The sequence below is a fragment of the Angustibacter sp. McL0619 genome (assembly GCF_049994355.1).
GTDB lineage: Bacteria > Actinomycetota > Actinomycetes > Actinomycetales > Angustibacteraceae > Angustibacter.
Map to the genome: position 1 here is coordinate 1552025 of NZ_CP188257.1, position 14669 is coordinate 1566693.

Annotated in this window: 13 protein-coding genes; 4 read left to right on the forward strand and 9 right to left on the reverse strand. The window is 71.3% G+C overall.

The window, feature by feature from the left end; translation table 11 throughout:
* Nucleotides 1–159 precede the first annotated feature (159 nt).
* The 4 genes from tig (at nucleotide 160) to clpX (ending at nucleotide 4502) form a co-directional block, all read left to right on the forward strand.
* Nucleotides 160–1503 (forward strand): trigger factor, encoded by a 1344-nt coding sequence (gene tig, locus ACPPVT_RS07020; protein ID WP_426566293.1) that lies wholly within the window; start codon nucleotides 160–162, stop codon nucleotides 1501–1503.
* Between the two features lie 208 nt (nucleotides 1504–1711).
* Nucleotides 1712–2332, forward strand: coding sequence for an ATP-dependent Clp protease proteolytic subunit (locus ACPPVT_RS07025; RefSeq protein WP_426566294.1), 621 nt, complete (start codon nucleotides 1712–1714; stop codon nucleotides 2330–2332).
* A gap of 52 nt (nucleotides 2333–2384) precedes the next feature.
* The gene (locus tag ACPPVT_RS07030; protein WP_426566295.1) at nucleotides 2385–3062 is read left to right on the forward strand and encodes an ATP-dependent Clp protease proteolytic subunit; all 678 of its coding nucleotides are present in this window, start codon (nucleotides 2385–2387) and stop codon (nucleotides 3060–3062) included.
* Nucleotides 3063–3218: 156 nt separating this feature from the next.
* Nucleotides 3219–4502, forward strand: coding sequence for an ATP-dependent Clp protease ATP-binding subunit ClpX (gene clpX, locus ACPPVT_RS07035; protein ID WP_426566296.1), 1284 nt, complete (start codon nucleotides 3219–3221; stop codon nucleotides 4500–4502).
* A gap of 3 nt (nucleotides 4503–4505) precedes the next feature.
* Here clpX and ACPPVT_RS07040 read toward each other — a convergent pair whose 3' ends face one another.
* The 9 genes from ACPPVT_RS07040 to ACPPVT_RS07080 all read right to left on the reverse strand — a co-directional run bounded on the left by ACPPVT_RS07040 (nucleotide 4506) and on the right by ACPPVT_RS07080 (nucleotide 14459).
* The gene (locus ACPPVT_RS07040) at nucleotides 4506–5039 is read right to left on the reverse strand and encodes a hypothetical protein (RefSeq protein WP_426566297.1); all 534 of its coding nucleotides are present in this window, start codon (nucleotides 5037–5039) and stop codon (nucleotides 4506–4508) included.
* Complete coding sequence (locus tag ACPPVT_RS07045) at nucleotides 5036–6385, reverse strand: DUF58 domain-containing protein (protein ID WP_426566298.1); 1350 nt, start codon at nucleotides 6383–6385, stop codon at nucleotides 5036–5038. The genes ACPPVT_RS07040 and ACPPVT_RS07045 overlap by 4 nt, the downstream gene beginning before the upstream one ends.
* Before the next feature lie 6 nt (nucleotides 6386–6391).
* Complete coding sequence (locus ACPPVT_RS07050; RefSeq protein ID WP_426566299.1) at nucleotides 6392–7378, reverse strand: AAA family ATPase; 987 nt, start codon at nucleotides 7376–7378, stop codon at nucleotides 6392–6394.
* Nucleotides 7375–7857, reverse strand: coding sequence for a hypothetical protein (locus ACPPVT_RS07055; protein ID WP_426566300.1), 483 nt, complete (start codon nucleotides 7855–7857; stop codon nucleotides 7375–7377). The genes ACPPVT_RS07050 and ACPPVT_RS07055 overlap by 4 nt, the downstream gene beginning before the upstream one ends.
* Nucleotides 7854–8600, reverse strand: coding sequence for a DUF4129 domain-containing protein (locus tag ACPPVT_RS07060; protein ID WP_426566301.1), 747 nt, complete (start codon nucleotides 8598–8600; stop codon nucleotides 7854–7856). The genes ACPPVT_RS07055 and ACPPVT_RS07060 overlap by 4 nt, the downstream gene beginning before the upstream one ends.
* Nucleotides 8601–8678: 78 nt before the next feature.
* A complete protein-coding gene (locus ACPPVT_RS07065) occupies nucleotides 8679–10190 on the reverse strand; it encodes a putative bifunctional diguanylate cyclase/phosphodiesterase (RefSeq protein ID WP_426566302.1) in 1512 nt (503 codons plus the stop codon).
* A gap of 89 nt (nucleotides 10191–10279) precedes the next feature.
* A complete protein-coding gene (gene valS / locus ACPPVT_RS07070) occupies nucleotides 10280–12883 on the reverse strand; it encodes a valine--tRNA ligase (RefSeq protein WP_426566303.1) in 2604 nt (867 codons plus the stop codon).
* A gap of 89 nt (nucleotides 12884–12972) precedes the next feature.
* Complete coding sequence (locus tag ACPPVT_RS07075) at nucleotides 12973–13662, reverse strand: hypothetical protein (RefSeq protein WP_426566304.1); 690 nt, start codon at nucleotides 13660–13662, stop codon at nucleotides 12973–12975.
* A gap of 104 nt (nucleotides 13663–13766) precedes the next feature.
* Entirely contained in the window at nucleotides 13767–14459 is a 693-nt protein-coding gene (locus tag ACPPVT_RS07080; RefSeq protein ID WP_426566305.1) for a hypothetical protein, read from the reverse strand.
* Nucleotides 14460–14669 lie beyond the last annotated feature (210 nt).

The window sequence follows — 14669 nt, forward strand, 5'->3', positions numbered from 1 at the left end:
CCCCGGCTCGCTGCCCTTCGCATCGGCCGGACCGGCGGCCATCTGAAGCGGATTGGGTTCAAGCACCCTCGGGCGGATACCATGGGCGCCGCGCTTCGTGCGCCCGCTGCGCGGGCGCGGCCTTGGGGCGCATCCCCGAAACCGCAGGAGACCACCGCAGTGAAGAGCGCCGTCGAGAACCTCAACCCGACCCGGGTCAAGCTCACCGTCGAGGTCGCGTTCGACGAGCTCAAGCCGAGCCTGGACGCCGCCTACCAGACGATCGGCGCACAGGTGCAGATCCCCGGCTTCCGCCGCGGCAAGGTGCCCGCCCGGATCATCGACCAGCGGGTCGGCCGCGGCGCCGTGCTGGAGGAGGCCGTCAACAACGCGCTTCCGACCTTCTACGGCCAGGCGGTCGAAGAGGCGAAGCTCCGCCCCCTCGGCCAGCCCGAGGTCGAGATCACCGAGGCTCCGGACCCGGCGTCCGGTGGCGACCTGAAGTTCAGCGTCGAGGTCGACGTCCGACCCGAGGTCGCCGTCCCCGACTACGCGACGCTGGCCGTCAAGGTCGACGACATCGTGGTGGACGAGTCCGACGTCGAGAACGAGATCACCGCGCTGCGCCAGCGCTTCGGCACCCTGGTCGGGGTCGAGCGCGCCGCGGTCGACGGCGACTTCGTCTCGCTCGACCTGAAGGCCGAGATCGACGGCGACGAGATCGACGCGGTGACCGGTGTCTCGTACGAGATCGGCAGCCGCAACATGCTCGACGGCCTGGACGACGCGCTGATCGGCATGTCGGCCGGCGAGACCAAGAACTTCGCCGCGCCCCTGGCCGGCGGCGACCGCGAGGGGCAGGACGCCGACGTCACGGTCACCGTGCAGTCCGTCAAGGAGCGTGAGCTGCCCGAGCTGGACGACGAGTTCGCCCAGCTCGCCAGCGAGTTCGACACCCTCGACGAGCTGACCGCCGACCTGCGCTCGCAGGCCGAGCGGGCCAAGAAGCTCCAGCAGGGCGTGCAGGCCCGCGACAAGGTGCTCGACGCGCTGCTCGAGGCAGCCGACATCCCGGTGCCGCCGGCGCTCGTCGAGGCCGAGGTGCACTCCCACCTCGAGGGCGAGAACCGCCTCGAGGACGACGAGCACCGCGCCGAGGTGAGCGAGAACGCCACCAAGGCCCTGCAGGCCCAGTTCCTGCTCGACGCGATCGTCGAGAAAGAGAAGGTCTCGGTCAGCCAGCCCGAGCTGATCGAGTACCTCGTGATGAGCGCCCAGCAGTACGGCATGTCGCCCGACGCGTTCGCGCAGGCGGTCGACGAAGCCGGGCAGGTGCAGGCGATGGTCGCCGAGGTCGCTCGCCGCAAGGCGCTCGCGGTCGTGCTCGAGCACGCTGCGATCACCGACGAGAGCGGCAACACCGTCGACCTCGAGGAGATCCGTCCGGAGGCCGCCGAGGAGCCCACCGAGGAGCCCACCGAGGAGCCCACCGAGGAGCCCACCGAGGAGCCCACCCAGGACTGATCGCACGCTCAGCTGACGCAGATGGGGCACCGGACGGACGTTCGGTGCCCCATCTGCGTCAGGTCAGGGTGATTCCTGCGCTCACGGCGAACATCGGGGGTCTACGGGAGTGGAGCGTCGGGGGACGACGTTAGGGTCCTTGCCAGGACGGCGAAGGTGCCGAGAAGTCATCCACAGCCGCAGCAGTCATCACATCAGGGAGACCAGCGTGAGCGAGACCGGAAGCGTGCAGGCCGCAGGCCCTCAGTCGGCGGTGGGCCTGGACGACCACATCTACAACCGGCTGCTGAAGGAGCGCATCATCTTCCTCGGCTCAGAGGTGCGCGACGACAACGCGAACGCGATCTGCGCCCAGCTGCTGCTGCTCGCCGCCGAGGATCCTGAGCGCGACATCTGGCTGTACATCAACTCACCCGGTGGCTCGGTCACCGCCGGCATGGCGATCTTCGACACGATGCAGTTCGTCCAGCCGGACGTCGCCACCGTCGCAATGGGGCTCGCCGCGTCGATGGGTCAGTTCCTGCTCTCGGCCGGCACACCGGGCAAGCGCTACGCGACGCCGCACGCGCGGATCATGATGCACCAGCCCTCGGGCGGCATCGGGGGCACGGCCAGCGACATCAAGATCCAGGCCGAGCAGATGCTGCACATCAAGAAGCAGATGGCCGACCTGATCTCCCAGCACACGGGCCAGCCGGTCGAGCAGATCGAGACGGACTCCGACCGCGACCGCTGGTTCACCGCCGATCAGGCCAAGGAGTACGGCTTCGTCGACCACGTCATCGAGAGCGCCAGCGAGGCCCGCGGCGGCGCGGGCACGACCGACTGACGGCCGCCCCGACCACACCCCTTCGCTTCGACCGATCAGGAGACCCAGCGCGATGAGCGTCCCGACCCCGCACAGCGGCCTGCAGGTGCCCGGCCATTACGGCCGACTGGCCGGCCCGACCCCCAGCAGCCGTTACATCCTCCCGCAGTTCGAGGAGCGCACGTCCTACGGGATGAAGCGCCTCGACCCGTACACGAAGCTGTTCGAGGACCGCATCATCTTCCTCGGCGTCCAGGTGGACGACGCGTCCGCCGACGACATCATCGCCCAGCTCATCGTGCTCGAGTCGCAGGACCCGGACCGCGACATCCTGCTCTACATCAACTCGCCCGGCGGCTCGTTCACCGCGCTGACGGCGATCTACGACACGATGCAGTACGTCCGTCCGGACATCCAGACGTACGTCCTGGGCCAGGCCGCGTCCGCCGCGGCCGTGCTGCTCGGCGCCGGCGCCAAGGGCAAGCGCTATGCGCTGCCGAACGCCCGGATCCTGATCCACCAGCCCGCCATGGAGGGCACCGGTGGGATGGCCAGCGACCTGGAGATCCAGGCCAACGAGGTGCTGCGCATGCGCGGTTGGCTCGAGGACACCCTGGCCCTGCACTCCGGACGCACCACGGAGCAGGTGCGTAAGGACATCGAGCGCGACAAGATCCTCACCGCCGATCAGGCCAAGGAGTACGGCCTGGTCGACGAGGTGCTGGCCAGCCGCAAGGCCTCGAACGACTAGCCCGTCCGGGCAGGCCCCGTCCGCTTATGGCGTACAGGGCTGACTCACACGCCGACACCGGCGTTGAATAGGGACGGTGCCGCATCGGGCAAGGTACCGTCGCTGAACGGACTCGACGTCCTGGCCCGGACGAGAGTGACTAGGGAGGACCCGCACGTGGCGCGTATCGGTGATGGAGGTGACCTGCTGAAGTGCTCCTTCTGCGGAAAGAGCCAGAAGCAGGTCAAGAAGCTGATCGCCGGTCCGGGGGTCTACATCTGCGACGAGTGCATCGACCTGTGCAACGAGATCATCGAGGAGGAGCTCGCCGAGACCAGCGAGCTCGGCCTCGACGAGCTGCCCAAGCCGCGTGAGATCTTCGACTTCCTCGAGCAGTACGTGGTTGGCCAGGAGCCCGCGAAGAAGGCGCTCGCCGTCGCGGTCTACAACCACTACAAGCGCATCCAGGCGGGCGAGCCGGGCCGCAAGGGCGAGGAGAGCATCGACCTCGCCAAGTCGAACATCCTGCTGATCGGGCCTACCGGCTGCGGCAAGACGTACCTCGCGCAGACCCTCGCCCGCATGCTGAACGTGCCCTTCGCCATCGCCGACGCCACGGCGCTGACCGAGGCCGGCTACGTCGGCGAGGACGTCGAGAACATCCTGCTCAAGCTGATCCAGGCGGCGGACTACGACGTCAAGAAGGCCGAGACCGGGATCATCTACATCGACGAGGTCGACAAGATCGCCCGCAAGAGCGAGAACCCGTCGATCACCCGCGACGTGTCCGGTGAGGGCGTGCAGCAGGCGCTGCTGAAGATCCTGGAGGGGACGACGGCCAGCGTGCCGCCGCAGGGCGGTCGCAAGCACCCGCACCAGGAGTTCATCCAGATCGACACCACCAACGTGCTCTTCATCGTGGGAGGCGCGTTCGCCGGGCTGGACCAGCTCATCGAGCAGCGGGCCGGCAAGAAGGGCCTCGGCTTCGGCGCCAAGCTGCACTCGGCGGCCGACCCGACATCCGACTCCTACGCGGACGTCATGCCGGAGGACCTGATGAAGTTCGGGCTCATCCCCGAGTTCATCGGTCGCCTGCCGGTCATCACGACGGTCTCGAACCTCGACCGCGACGCGCTGGTGCAGATCCTGACCACGCCGCGCAACGCGCTGTCCAAGCAGTACCAGCGGATGTTCGAGATCGACGGTGTCGAGCTCGAGTTCACCGAGGACGCCCTGGAGGCGGTCGCCGACCAGGCGATCCTGCGGGGCACCGGTGCGCGCGGGCTGCGCGCCATCATGGAGGAGGTCCTCCTCCCGGTCATGTTCGACGTGCCCAGCGACGACGGCATCGCCCGGGTGGTGGTGACCAAGGAGGTCGTCCTCGACAACGTGAACCCGACGATCGTGCGCCGCGACACCCCCGAGCCGCGCAAGCGTGCGCCGCGGGAGAAGTCGGCCTGACCGTCAGCCGCCGAGCGCGGCGGAGAGCACGGCCAGCACCAGGACCGCGAGCACTGTCAGCACGAGGCTGCTGCTCCCGCTCGAGCGCACCATCGCGTGCGCGACTGCCCAGGTCCCGGTCGTCGCGGCGAGCAGCGCGGCGAGCCGTCGGGCCCAGGTCCGGGCCGTGGTCGGGTCGATCCGCATCCCCGGTGGCCCGAGCGCGGCCACGGACGCCGCGCCGTGGCAGGCCAGCAGCAGCGCTGCGGCGACCAGTGACCAGGCGGTGAGCTGGCGAGGGGCGCTCAGCAACCAGTAGGCACAGGTCACGGTCATCGCCAGGGCGGCCCAGTGCGAGTCCGGCCGTACCGCGGCGGCGATCGCGGCCGGCAGCACCAGCAGCAGCCCGAACAGCACGGCGGGCGCCCCCGCCGCTGCCGCGCAGCCGACGGCCAGCAGCGGGGCCGCCAGGACGGCGGCGCGCAGCACCCACTGGTCGACGCTCCAGCGCAGCCGCCCGCGCTGCGCCCGCCCGGCCTGCGGCGACGCGCCACTCATCGCCGGACCCCCGTCGGGCGGCCGGCGCGCGCACCGAGCTGGCGGAGCACCGGATCCAGGCTGCCGGGGCCGGCCCAGCGCACGACCGGAATGCCGGCCGCCTGGAGCCGGCGAACCACCGCCTCGCGCTCGAGCAGCCGCATCCGCCAGGCCAGGTCGGCCAGCGGGTCTGCGGGGTCGGCGCCGACCCGCAGGTCACCGGCGCCCAGGTCAGCGCGGTCCGGCAGGGTGTCCACCGCGACCACCGTCAAGCCGCGGCCGACCAGCCCGAACAGCACCGTGATCAGCTCGTCGCTGAGCACCGGAGTGACCGCGAGCACGAACGACCCGCCGCGGATGCCCAGCTCCAGACGACGGCGCCGGGTGCGTGGCATCGGCATCGGCTCAAGGGTTGAAAGTGCCTCCAGCAACCTGGTCGCGTGCCGGGTTCCGGAGCGCGCGGGGATCCGCACCGGACGGGCCCCGCCGACCGCGGTCAGCGCCACCCGGTCCCCACGTCGCAGGTGGTGTTCGGCCAACGCGCCGGCCGCCCGCACGCTCGTGGCCAGGCTGCTTGCGGTGCCGTCCGGTCCGCCGCCCACCGAGCTCAGTGCGTCGACCACCAGCACGACCTCGCTGTCCTGGTCGGCGTAGGTGGTGACCACCTGCAGCCGTCCCGTGCGCAGTGACACGGGCCAGTGCACGCGGCGCAGCCGGTCGCCGACCTGGAACGGGCGGATCCCGGAGAACTCGGTGCCGTCCCCGGGCCGTCGTCCGCGGTCGGGTCCGACCAGCCCGCTCGGGTGCGGTACCGGAGCCTTGCTGTCGAACACCGCCGGCTGCGGCAGCACCGTGACGAGGCGGCTCGGCTGCGGGGCTGGCGCGAAACGGTAGGCACCGAACGCGCTGGTCAGCGAGACCAGGGCCGGCCCGGCGCGTCGGGCGCCCCAGCGCAGCGGCCGAAGGGTCGTACCGAGCTGCAGCGCCTGCTCGGCTGCGCGGGTGGAGCGCCCAGGGGCCAGCCCGATGGCGGGCGCGGAGGTGTGCGGTACCAGCCACTCGTCGTGGTCCAGGTCCGCGACGGCGTGCTCGACGCCGTTCACCGGCGAGACCTGCGCCGCCCACTGCGCTGTTCCCGACTCGCGCAGCCGCAACGGCCCGGCGGCTACGTCCACGGTCGGCGTACTGTCCGGCCGCAGGACACGCGCCCAGCAGGCCAGCACGACCAGCGGCAGGCCGAGCACCAGCAGGTTCGGCCGTCCGGTCAGCACCGACGCCAGCACGAGGGCAGCCCCGACGCCGACGGCGCGCAGGTACGCGGCCGTGGGCCGCCACGGCGACACGACCATCGGCGAAGGGCGGGACACGGTCGGTCAGCCCGCCGAGATCTCGCGGGCGGACGGCGTGGGCACCTCGTCCAGCACCGTGGCGACCACGGCCGCCGGGCTCGCGCTGCTCATCCACAGCTCGGGCCGCAGGGTGATCCGGTGCGCGAGCACCGACTCTGCGACCGTCTTGACGTCCTCGGGAACCACGTAGTCGCGTCCGTCCAGGACCGCATGGGCACGAGCGACCAGGAGCAGGCCGAGGGAGCCTCGCGGCGAGGCGCCGACCAGCACCTGGGGGTGGGATCGGGTCGCTGTGGCCAGCGCCACGCAGTAGCGCCCCACGCTCGGGTCGACATCCACCCGCTCGATGGCTGCCTGCATCGCCCGCAGCCCCGCGGCGTCGGTCACCGGCGTGAGGTCGATGTCCTCGTGCTGGCGCTCGACCCGGCGCCGCAGCACCTCCCACTCCTGGTCCGCGTCGGGGTAGCCGAACGAGACCCGCAGCAGGAACCGGTCGAGCTGGGCCTCCGGCAGCGGATACGTGCCCTCGTACTCGACCGGGTTCGCGGTGGCCAGCACGTGGAACGGCACGGGCAAGAGGAAGGTCTGTCCCTCGACCGTGACCTGGTGCTCCTGCATGGCCTCCAGCAGCGCGGCCTGGGTCTTCGGCGGCGTCCGGTTGATCTCGTCGGCCAGCAGCAGCCCGGCGAACAGAGGTCCCTTGCGGAAGCTGAACTGTCCCGAGCCCTGGTCGTAGACGAAGGACCCGGTCAGGTCCGCTGGCAGCAGGTCCGGCGTGAACTGTGCCCGGCTGAAGTCCAGCCCCAAGGTGCGGGCGAACGAGCGTGCCGCCAGGGTCTTGCCCAGGCCGGGGAAGTCCTCCAGCAGCACGTGTCCACCGGCCAGCACGGCTGCCAGCACCAAGGACAGCGCCTCGCGCTTGCCGACGACGGCGCGTTCCACCTCGTCCAGCACGGCTCGGGCGAGCGTAGTGGTCTGCGACAGCGAGAGCTCGACGTCTGGCGTGGTCACAGGGACTCGATTCTGTCGAGCAGCGGGGACAGCGCTGCGGGGTCGGTGGGCAGCAGGGTCGGGTCGGCGAGCAAGCGCTGCAGCTCCGGGTCCGGCCAGACCGTGCCCGGGTCCGGCGGTTCGCCGGTGCGCCTGCCGAGTCGTGCGTCGAGCCGGGACTGTGCGATCCGGTTGAGGTCGGCGGCCAGCTCGGCGGCGGCCGCCGGCGAACCCGGCGCCTTGCGCATCGTGCTGTACAGCCGGGTCAGCCGGGGATCGCCCGCGGTCGTCAGACGTGGCTCCTCGGCGTGCGCAAGCCAGCGCGGTGTCCGCACCAGGTGTGAGAGGTCGAGCAGGGTCCAGACCAGCACCGACGCCCCCATCACCACGGCCGCCAGGCCCAGTGGCGCCGGGCGCAGCTCGAGCACGAGGCCGACGGCGCAGACCACCGCCCAGCAAGCGACGGCTGCGGCTAGCCGCAGCCGTGTGGGCCTGGTCATCGGGCCTCACCGGACCGGACCGTCCCCGCGGACGGCGCGGGCAGGTCTGCGTGCAGTCGCCGTAGGGCGGCGATGGCGGCATCCCGGTCGGCCTCGACCATCGGGTGTCTGGAGAAGCGCGCCTCACGGTAGAGCTCGGCCAGGTCGCGGATGCTCGTGCGGTCGACGTCCAGCCGGCCCAGCACCCGGCTGGTCAGCTCGGCGGCCGTCTCGCTGGCTCGCGGCTCGACGCCGGTGGCGCCGACGGCCTCCTCCAGCTCGAGCCAGCAGGCCACGATCGCGTTGCGCGGCGTGCCCTGACGCAGCGCGGCCTCCTGCTGCTCGCGCCGGGACGCTACGGCGAGCTTCACGGAGGTGGGAAGGTCCGGCGCCGCTTCACCGCGCTGGACGCCGGGGAGCAGGCGACGGCGGTGACGAGTCCGCGCCGAGCGCACGACGAGGACCACGCAGGCCACCACGACCGCGACGAACAGCGCCGCAAAGACGACCGCGAGGACCGTGCCGATCCACGTATGCGTGGCCGGCGGGGGCGTGGGTAGGGGCGTCGCCGACGTGGTGGGTGTGTCGCTGCCCGGCGTTGCTGAGCTCGTCGGCGGCGGCGGCAACAGCAGCAGATCGGCTGGCCTGCTCGGGGAGTCCAGCAGCCGCGCGGGCGGTCCGGTCGCCACCCAGACGACGAGGGCGGCAGCCGCGGCACCGGCGGAGGCCAGTGCGCCAGTGCGCCAGCCCCCTCGCTCGTTCACCCAGGTGACCCTAACGCTCGCTGGAGGTCGGGCGCAGGCAGGGGCTGCCCGACGTCCATCCTGGTCGATGGGTCGCGCTCAGCCGCCGGCGACCGCGTCGGCCACCGTCGAGGTGGCCTCGCGGGCCACGGAGGCCGCAGCTGCGGTCTCGGCGGCGATGGCTGCCATGCTTCGGGGCGGCACCCGGGTGGCCGCGTGCTCGCTGGCCCAACCGAGGACCTCGCTGGCCACCATCGGGCGGGCGAACCAGAAGCCCTGCAGGTCGTCGCACTCGAGCTCGACCAGCCGGCTCGCGGTGGCCTCGGACTCCACGCCCTCGGCCACGATGGACAGCCCCAGCCGGTGACCCAGCTCGATGATCGAGGTGACCACGGCGTCGTCGCTCGGCGAGCGCTCCAGGGCGGTGATGAACTGCCGGTCGATCTTCAGCTGGTGCACGGGCAGCCCGCGCAGCTGGCTGAGGCTGGTGAAGCCGGCGCCGAAGTCGTCCACCGACACCTGGATGCCGCGGTCGCGCAGCGCTCCGACGACGGCGCGGGCGGTCTCGGGGTTGTCCGTGACGGCGCTCTCGGTGATCTCCAGGACCAGTGCCTCGGCCGGCCAGCGGTGCAGGGCCAGCACCTCCTCGACGATGCCGAGCAGGCCGAACTCCAGCGACATCGGGCTGATGTTGACGGCAACGCTGGCCTCCAGCCCCTCCTGGCGCCAGCGGGTGGCGTCCCGGACGGCGGTGAGCAGCACCCAGCGGGTCAGCGCGTGGATCAGGCTCGTCCGCTCAGCGAGCGGGATGAACTCCGAGGGCAGCAGTAGCCCGCGCTCGGGGTGCTGCCAGCGCAGCAGGGCCTCGAAGCCGGTCAGCGTGTGGTCCTCGGCGCGGATCACCGGCTGGTAGCGGATGTGCAGCTGGTCCTCGAGCATCGCCTCACGAAGGTGGGCGAGGGTCTCCAGCCGGTCGGTCGAGTGGTCGTCGACGGCGGGGTCGTAGGTCGCGACTCCAGCGCGCTCGCGCTTGGCCTGGTACATCGCGATGTCGGCGTGCTGCAGCAGGTCGCTCAGGGTGCGGCCGTCCTGCGGTGCGACGGTGACGCCGATGCTCGCCCGGATGTCGATGGACACCCCACGGGCCCGGAACTCACTCAGGGTCAGCGCGCCGAGGATCCGCTTGGCTCGCACGCTCGCGCCCGAGACGTTGATCGGACCCTCGATCAGCACGGCGAACTCGTCGCCACCGAGCCGGGTCACCAGCGCGTCGGTCCCGGACGCCGCGACGAGCTGCTGCGCGACCTCGACCAGGACCTCGTCGCCGGCGATGTGCCCCAACGTGTCGTTGACGTCCTTGAAGCCGTCCAGGTCGACCAGCAGCAGTGCGGGACCGTGGTTGCCGTTGCCATCCATCTGGTCCAGGTCGCCGAGCAGCCGCTCGGCGACCTCGGCGAGCTTTCGGCGGTTGCCCAGCTGGGTCAGCGGGTCGCGGCGAGCCACCCGCTCGCGCTCGCGGTCGCGGGCGACCAGCATGATGGCGAGCACGGCGGCTGAGGCCACCGCGATGACCGCGAAGATCACCGTGACGACCAGCGCGAGCCCACCCATGTGTTCGCCATCCTTCGCAGCACGTGGCGGGGTGCTCCCACCGACTCCTACCCTTCGGCAGTGCGTGGTGGCCGCTTGAGCCATTCGGGTCAGCCGGTCTGCTCCTGGACCGCGAGCTCGACGGCACCCACCTGGACGCCGTCCACGTCCTGGGCCGCGGCCGCCAGTGCCAGGTCGTCCACACCCCCGGCGGCCCGCAGATCGCCAGCCGCGGCTCGCAGCCGCTCGACGTCCGCGCTGCTGGCCGTGACCTCGGCCCGGGTGACCGGCGTGCGCTGGGACACCTTGGCCTGCGACTTGGCGCCGCGGATGCCGGCCAACGCGGTCGCCACCACGCCGAGCAGGGCGGCGTCCCCGTCCGCCGCGGCGGTCGTCAGGGCGCCGATCTCGTCCGCCGTCGGGTACGCGGCGTTGTGGATCGAGCCCTGCTGCCACCACGACCAGGCCTCCTCGGTGACGAACGGCATGATCGGCGCGAGTAGTCGCAGCTGCACCGACAGAGCGATCGCCAGTGCCGAGCGCGCCGAGGCGGTGCCCTGTGCGCGGCCGTCGGCCGCATCGCCGTTCTCGCCGTAGGCGCGCTCCTTGACCAGCTCGACGTAGTCGTCGCAGAACGTCCAGAAGAAGCGCTCGCTGAGCTCCAGGGCGCGCGTGTAGTCGAAGGCGGCGAACGCCTCACCGGCTTCGCGGACCGTCTCGGCCAGACCGGCCAGCATCGAGGCGTCCAGCGGTTCGGTCACCGCACCGGCGTCGATGCTCGCGCCGGCGCCGAGGACGAACTTCGTCGCGTTGAGCACCTTGATGGCGAGCCGGCGGCCGACCTTCATCTGGGTCTCGTCGAACGGCGAGTCCATGCCTGGGCGGGCCATGGCGGCCCGCCAGCGCACCGCGTCCGTCCCGAACTTGGCCAGGATCTCGGTGGGCACGATCGCGTTGTCCTTGGACTTGCTCATCTTCTTGCGATCCGGGTCGACCACGAAGCCGCTGATCATCGAGCGCTTCCAGGGCAGCGAGCCGTTCTCGTAGTGGGCGCGGACCACGCGGGAGAACAGCCAGGTGCGGATGATCTCGTGCGCGTGCGTGTTGAGGTCCATCGGAAAGACCCGGGCGAACAGGTCCGGGTCGCGCTCCCAGCCGCCCGCGATGTGCGGGGTCAGCGAGGACGTCGCCCAGGTGTCCATCACGTCTGGGTCACCGATGAACCCACCGGGCACGCCCCGCTGGTCGGTGCCGAAGCCCGGGGCCGGGTCGGACGACGGGTCGACGGGCAGCGCGGACTCCTGCGGCACGATCGGCTGGTCGTAGACGATCTCGCCGGCCTCGTCCAGCCGGTACCAGACCGGGAAGGGCACGCCGAAGAAACGCTGACGGCTGATCAGCCAGTCACCGTTGAGCCCGCTGACCCAGTTCTCGTAGCGGTGCGCCATGAACTCAGGGACGAACTTGAGCTCGTGGCCCCGCTCGACGAAGGTCGCCTTGAGCCCCTCGTCGCGCCCGCCGTTGCGGATATACCACTGCCGGCTGGTGACGATCTCGAGCGGCTTGTCGCCCTTCTCGTAGAAGTTCGCCATCCGCAGCGTCGCCGTCGGCTCGCCCTGCAGGTCGTCGGACTCGCGCAACGCGGCGACGATCGCCTCGCGCGCCGAGAACGTGGTCATTCCGGCGATCCGGGCGTAGAGCTCGCGTCCGGCGTCGGTGGCGAGCCAGGCCGGCGTGTCGCGCAGGATCCGGCCGTCCCGGCCCACCACGGCCCGGGTCGGCAGCTGGAGCTCACGCCACCAGGTGACGTCGGTCAGGTCGCCGAACGTGCAGCACATCGCGATGCCGGCGCCCTTGTCCATCTCGGCGGCAGGGTGGGCCAGGACTGGGATCTCGACGTCGAAGAGCGGCGAGCGCACCGTGCTGCCGAACAGCGGTTGGTACCGCTCGTCGTCCGGGTGCGCGATCAGCGCGACCACGGCAGGGATCAGCTCGGGCCGGGTCGTCTCGATCGGGACCGCGCCGTCCGGGCCGTGGAAGGCCACTCGGTGGTAGTGGCCGGGGTATTCGCGAGGCTCGAGCTCGGCTTGCGCGACCGCGGTCTGGAACGTGACGTCCCACAGGCTGGGCGCCTCGCTCTGGTACGCCTCGTCGCGGGACAGGTTGCGCAGGAAGGCTCGCTGCGCCGCGGTGCGGGCGTCCACCCCGATGGTCTCGTACAGCGTGGACCAGTCCACCGACAGGCCGAGGTGGCGCAGCAGACTGCCGAACGCCTTCTCGTCCTCGGCGGTCAGCCGGGTGCAGAGCTCGACGAAGTTGGGACGGCTGACCGCAACCTGGCGCTTGGTGTCGGGCTTGGCCGGCGGCTCGAAGTCCGGGTCGTAGGGCAGCGACGGGTCGCAGCGCACGCCGAAGTAGTTCTGCACCCGGCGCTCGGTCGGCAGGCCGTTGTCGTCCCACCCGATCGGGTAGAAGACGCTTTTGCCGCTCATCCGCTGGAACCTGGCGATCAGGTCCGTGTGCGTGTAGCTGAACACGTGCCCGACATGCAGGCTGCCGCTCACAGTGGGCGGCGGGGTGTCGATGGAGAACACCTGCTCGCGCGAGGCCCCGCGGTCGAAGGTGTAGGTGCCCTGCTCACGCCATACCTCGACCCAGCGGTCCTCGAGTCCGTCGAGGGTGGGCTTGTCGGGCACGAGGGAGGGGTTCGGCATGTCGAGGATTCTCCCAGATGGGGCGAGGTCCTCGCGTCCGGGTTTCTACAGGCCCGGGCAGGCAGGGCTCGGTCAGGCCGGCCGCAGGGTCACTGCGCGTCCCACACGTCGGCGACGGCCTGGGAGGCGAGGGTCACCGGGTTGCCGCTCGGCGCGACGACGATGACGGCGACGGTCAGTGCGCGGGTCTCGCGCCAGCACACCGCCCGGTCGGTGAACGTCCGAGCCCCGACTGCGCCGCTTCCTGTGCCGGTGGCCGTCGCGGACGGATCGAGTGTCTGGGTGCAGGTGACCTTCCCGAGCTCGGTGAACGGCGGCAGGGTCGTGGTCTTGTCCTGCGCTGAGCGCGCCAGCCGGCCCGCGCTGACGATCGCGATCTGGTTCGGCTTGCCCGGGTCCAGGAACACGCCGGCGGCGACGGCCGCACCGTGCGAGGTTCGGACCAGGGCGTCGTGGGTGGCTGACTCAGCGGCGGCGCGCGGGTCGGTCGGCCCGACCCTGGGCATGCCAGCCAGGGTCGCGGGCAGTGCCACCGGCTTGTGCCGGTCCGGGAACACGTAGTGCCGCGCCGCGACGCCGCCGGCCACGACCAGGACCAGCACGACCGCGATGGTGACCACGTTCTTGCCCGCCGAGGACCCCGGGCCGGCGGTCCCAGAGGTCGACGACCATGCGCCGTTCGACTCGAACGTGTGAGCAGCACTCGCGCCAGGGGTCGTGATGGGCGTGCCGAACTGGTTCACCGGCGTGCCTGCCGACGCGTAGGAGTGGGTGCTCACCTTGTGTCTGTCGGCCCACGGCCGACGGGTCTTGATCATTTGCGCGGGTCACCGGCGGGCCGCCCGAGTGACCATGCGGCCACGTCGGGCATGGCCCGAACGGACTAGTTCGCGTCCCAGGCCGCCGAGACCGCCGCCGCGGCGTTGGGCATCTGGGTCGGTGCCGTCCCCGTGGCGAACGCCATCACTGTCAGGGTGCGGCTGTCGCGCCAGCAGACCGCGACGTCGACCGAGGCAGTGCCACTGGCGATCGCCTCCTGATCCCGGTCCATGGCGCAGGTGACCTTCCCGAACTTCGTGTAGGGACCGGGGAGGCTCTCCTTGGCGTTCTTCGAGCGGTGACCGCGGGCTCCCATCAGCCCGATCATGTTCGCGCCCGCGGGATCGGTATAGACGGCGACGCCGTAGACGTGACCGTTGAGCTCACGGCGCAAGGCTTCGGAGAACGTGCTCTGCGCCTGCGCGTCGCTGCTCTGCGCCATGCCCGCGACGCTCGCCGGCAGGTCGATCGGGCTCTTGCTGTCGGACAGGAAGTAGCCGAAGACCACCAGCTTGAGCAGCACGACGAGGATCGTGACACCGACGCCGCCGAACGTGCCCAGCCTGCGCCTGGACGCCTTGGGCGCGAAGGGTGGCGGTGCCCACGACGGGTCCATCGACGCCACGCCGAACTGGGCGGGGGCGGCGATGGGTTGCGGCTGCGGGGTGCCGAACTGGTTCTGCGGGGTGCCGAACTGGCCATGCGGGGTGCCGAACTGGTTCTGCGGGGTGCCGAACTGGGACGCAGCGGCCGCCACGGCTGGAGCGGCTGGTGCGGTTGGTGCGACCGCTGATCCGGTGAAGAACGGCACTTCCCCCGGGCGTAGGGGGGCGGTCGGAGGGGCAGGGTTCTGTGCATCCATAACCTGCAGAACCTCGACCACGTCGGGCTGCTCTTGAGCCCCCGGCCGCGGGCCACCCCCATCCGGCTCAGTCCCGGCCGTCGAGAACCTCCAAGTGCGGCCCCG

Coding starts and splice junctions, on each gene's coding strand:
- ACPPVT_RS07040 (WP_426566297.1), bottom strand. CDS start 5,039: ATGAGTGGCGCGTCGCCGCAGGCCGGGCGGGCGCAGCGCGGGCGGCTG.
- ACPPVT_RS07065 (WP_426566302.1), bottom strand. CDS start 10,190: ATGGGTGGGCTCGCGCTGGTCGTCACGGTGATCTTCGCGGTCATCGCG.
- ACPPVT_RS07030 (WP_426566295.1), top strand. CDS start 2,385: ATGAGCGTCCCGACCCCGCACAGCGGCCTGCAGGTGCCCGGCCATTAC.
- valS (WP_426566303.1), bottom strand. CDS start 12,883: ATGCCGAACCCCTCCCTCGTGCCCGACAAGCCCACCCTCGACGGACTC.
- ACPPVT_RS07055 (WP_426566300.1), bottom strand. CDS start 7,857: ATGACCAGGCCCACACGGCTGCGGCTAGCCGCAGCCGTCGCTTGCTGG.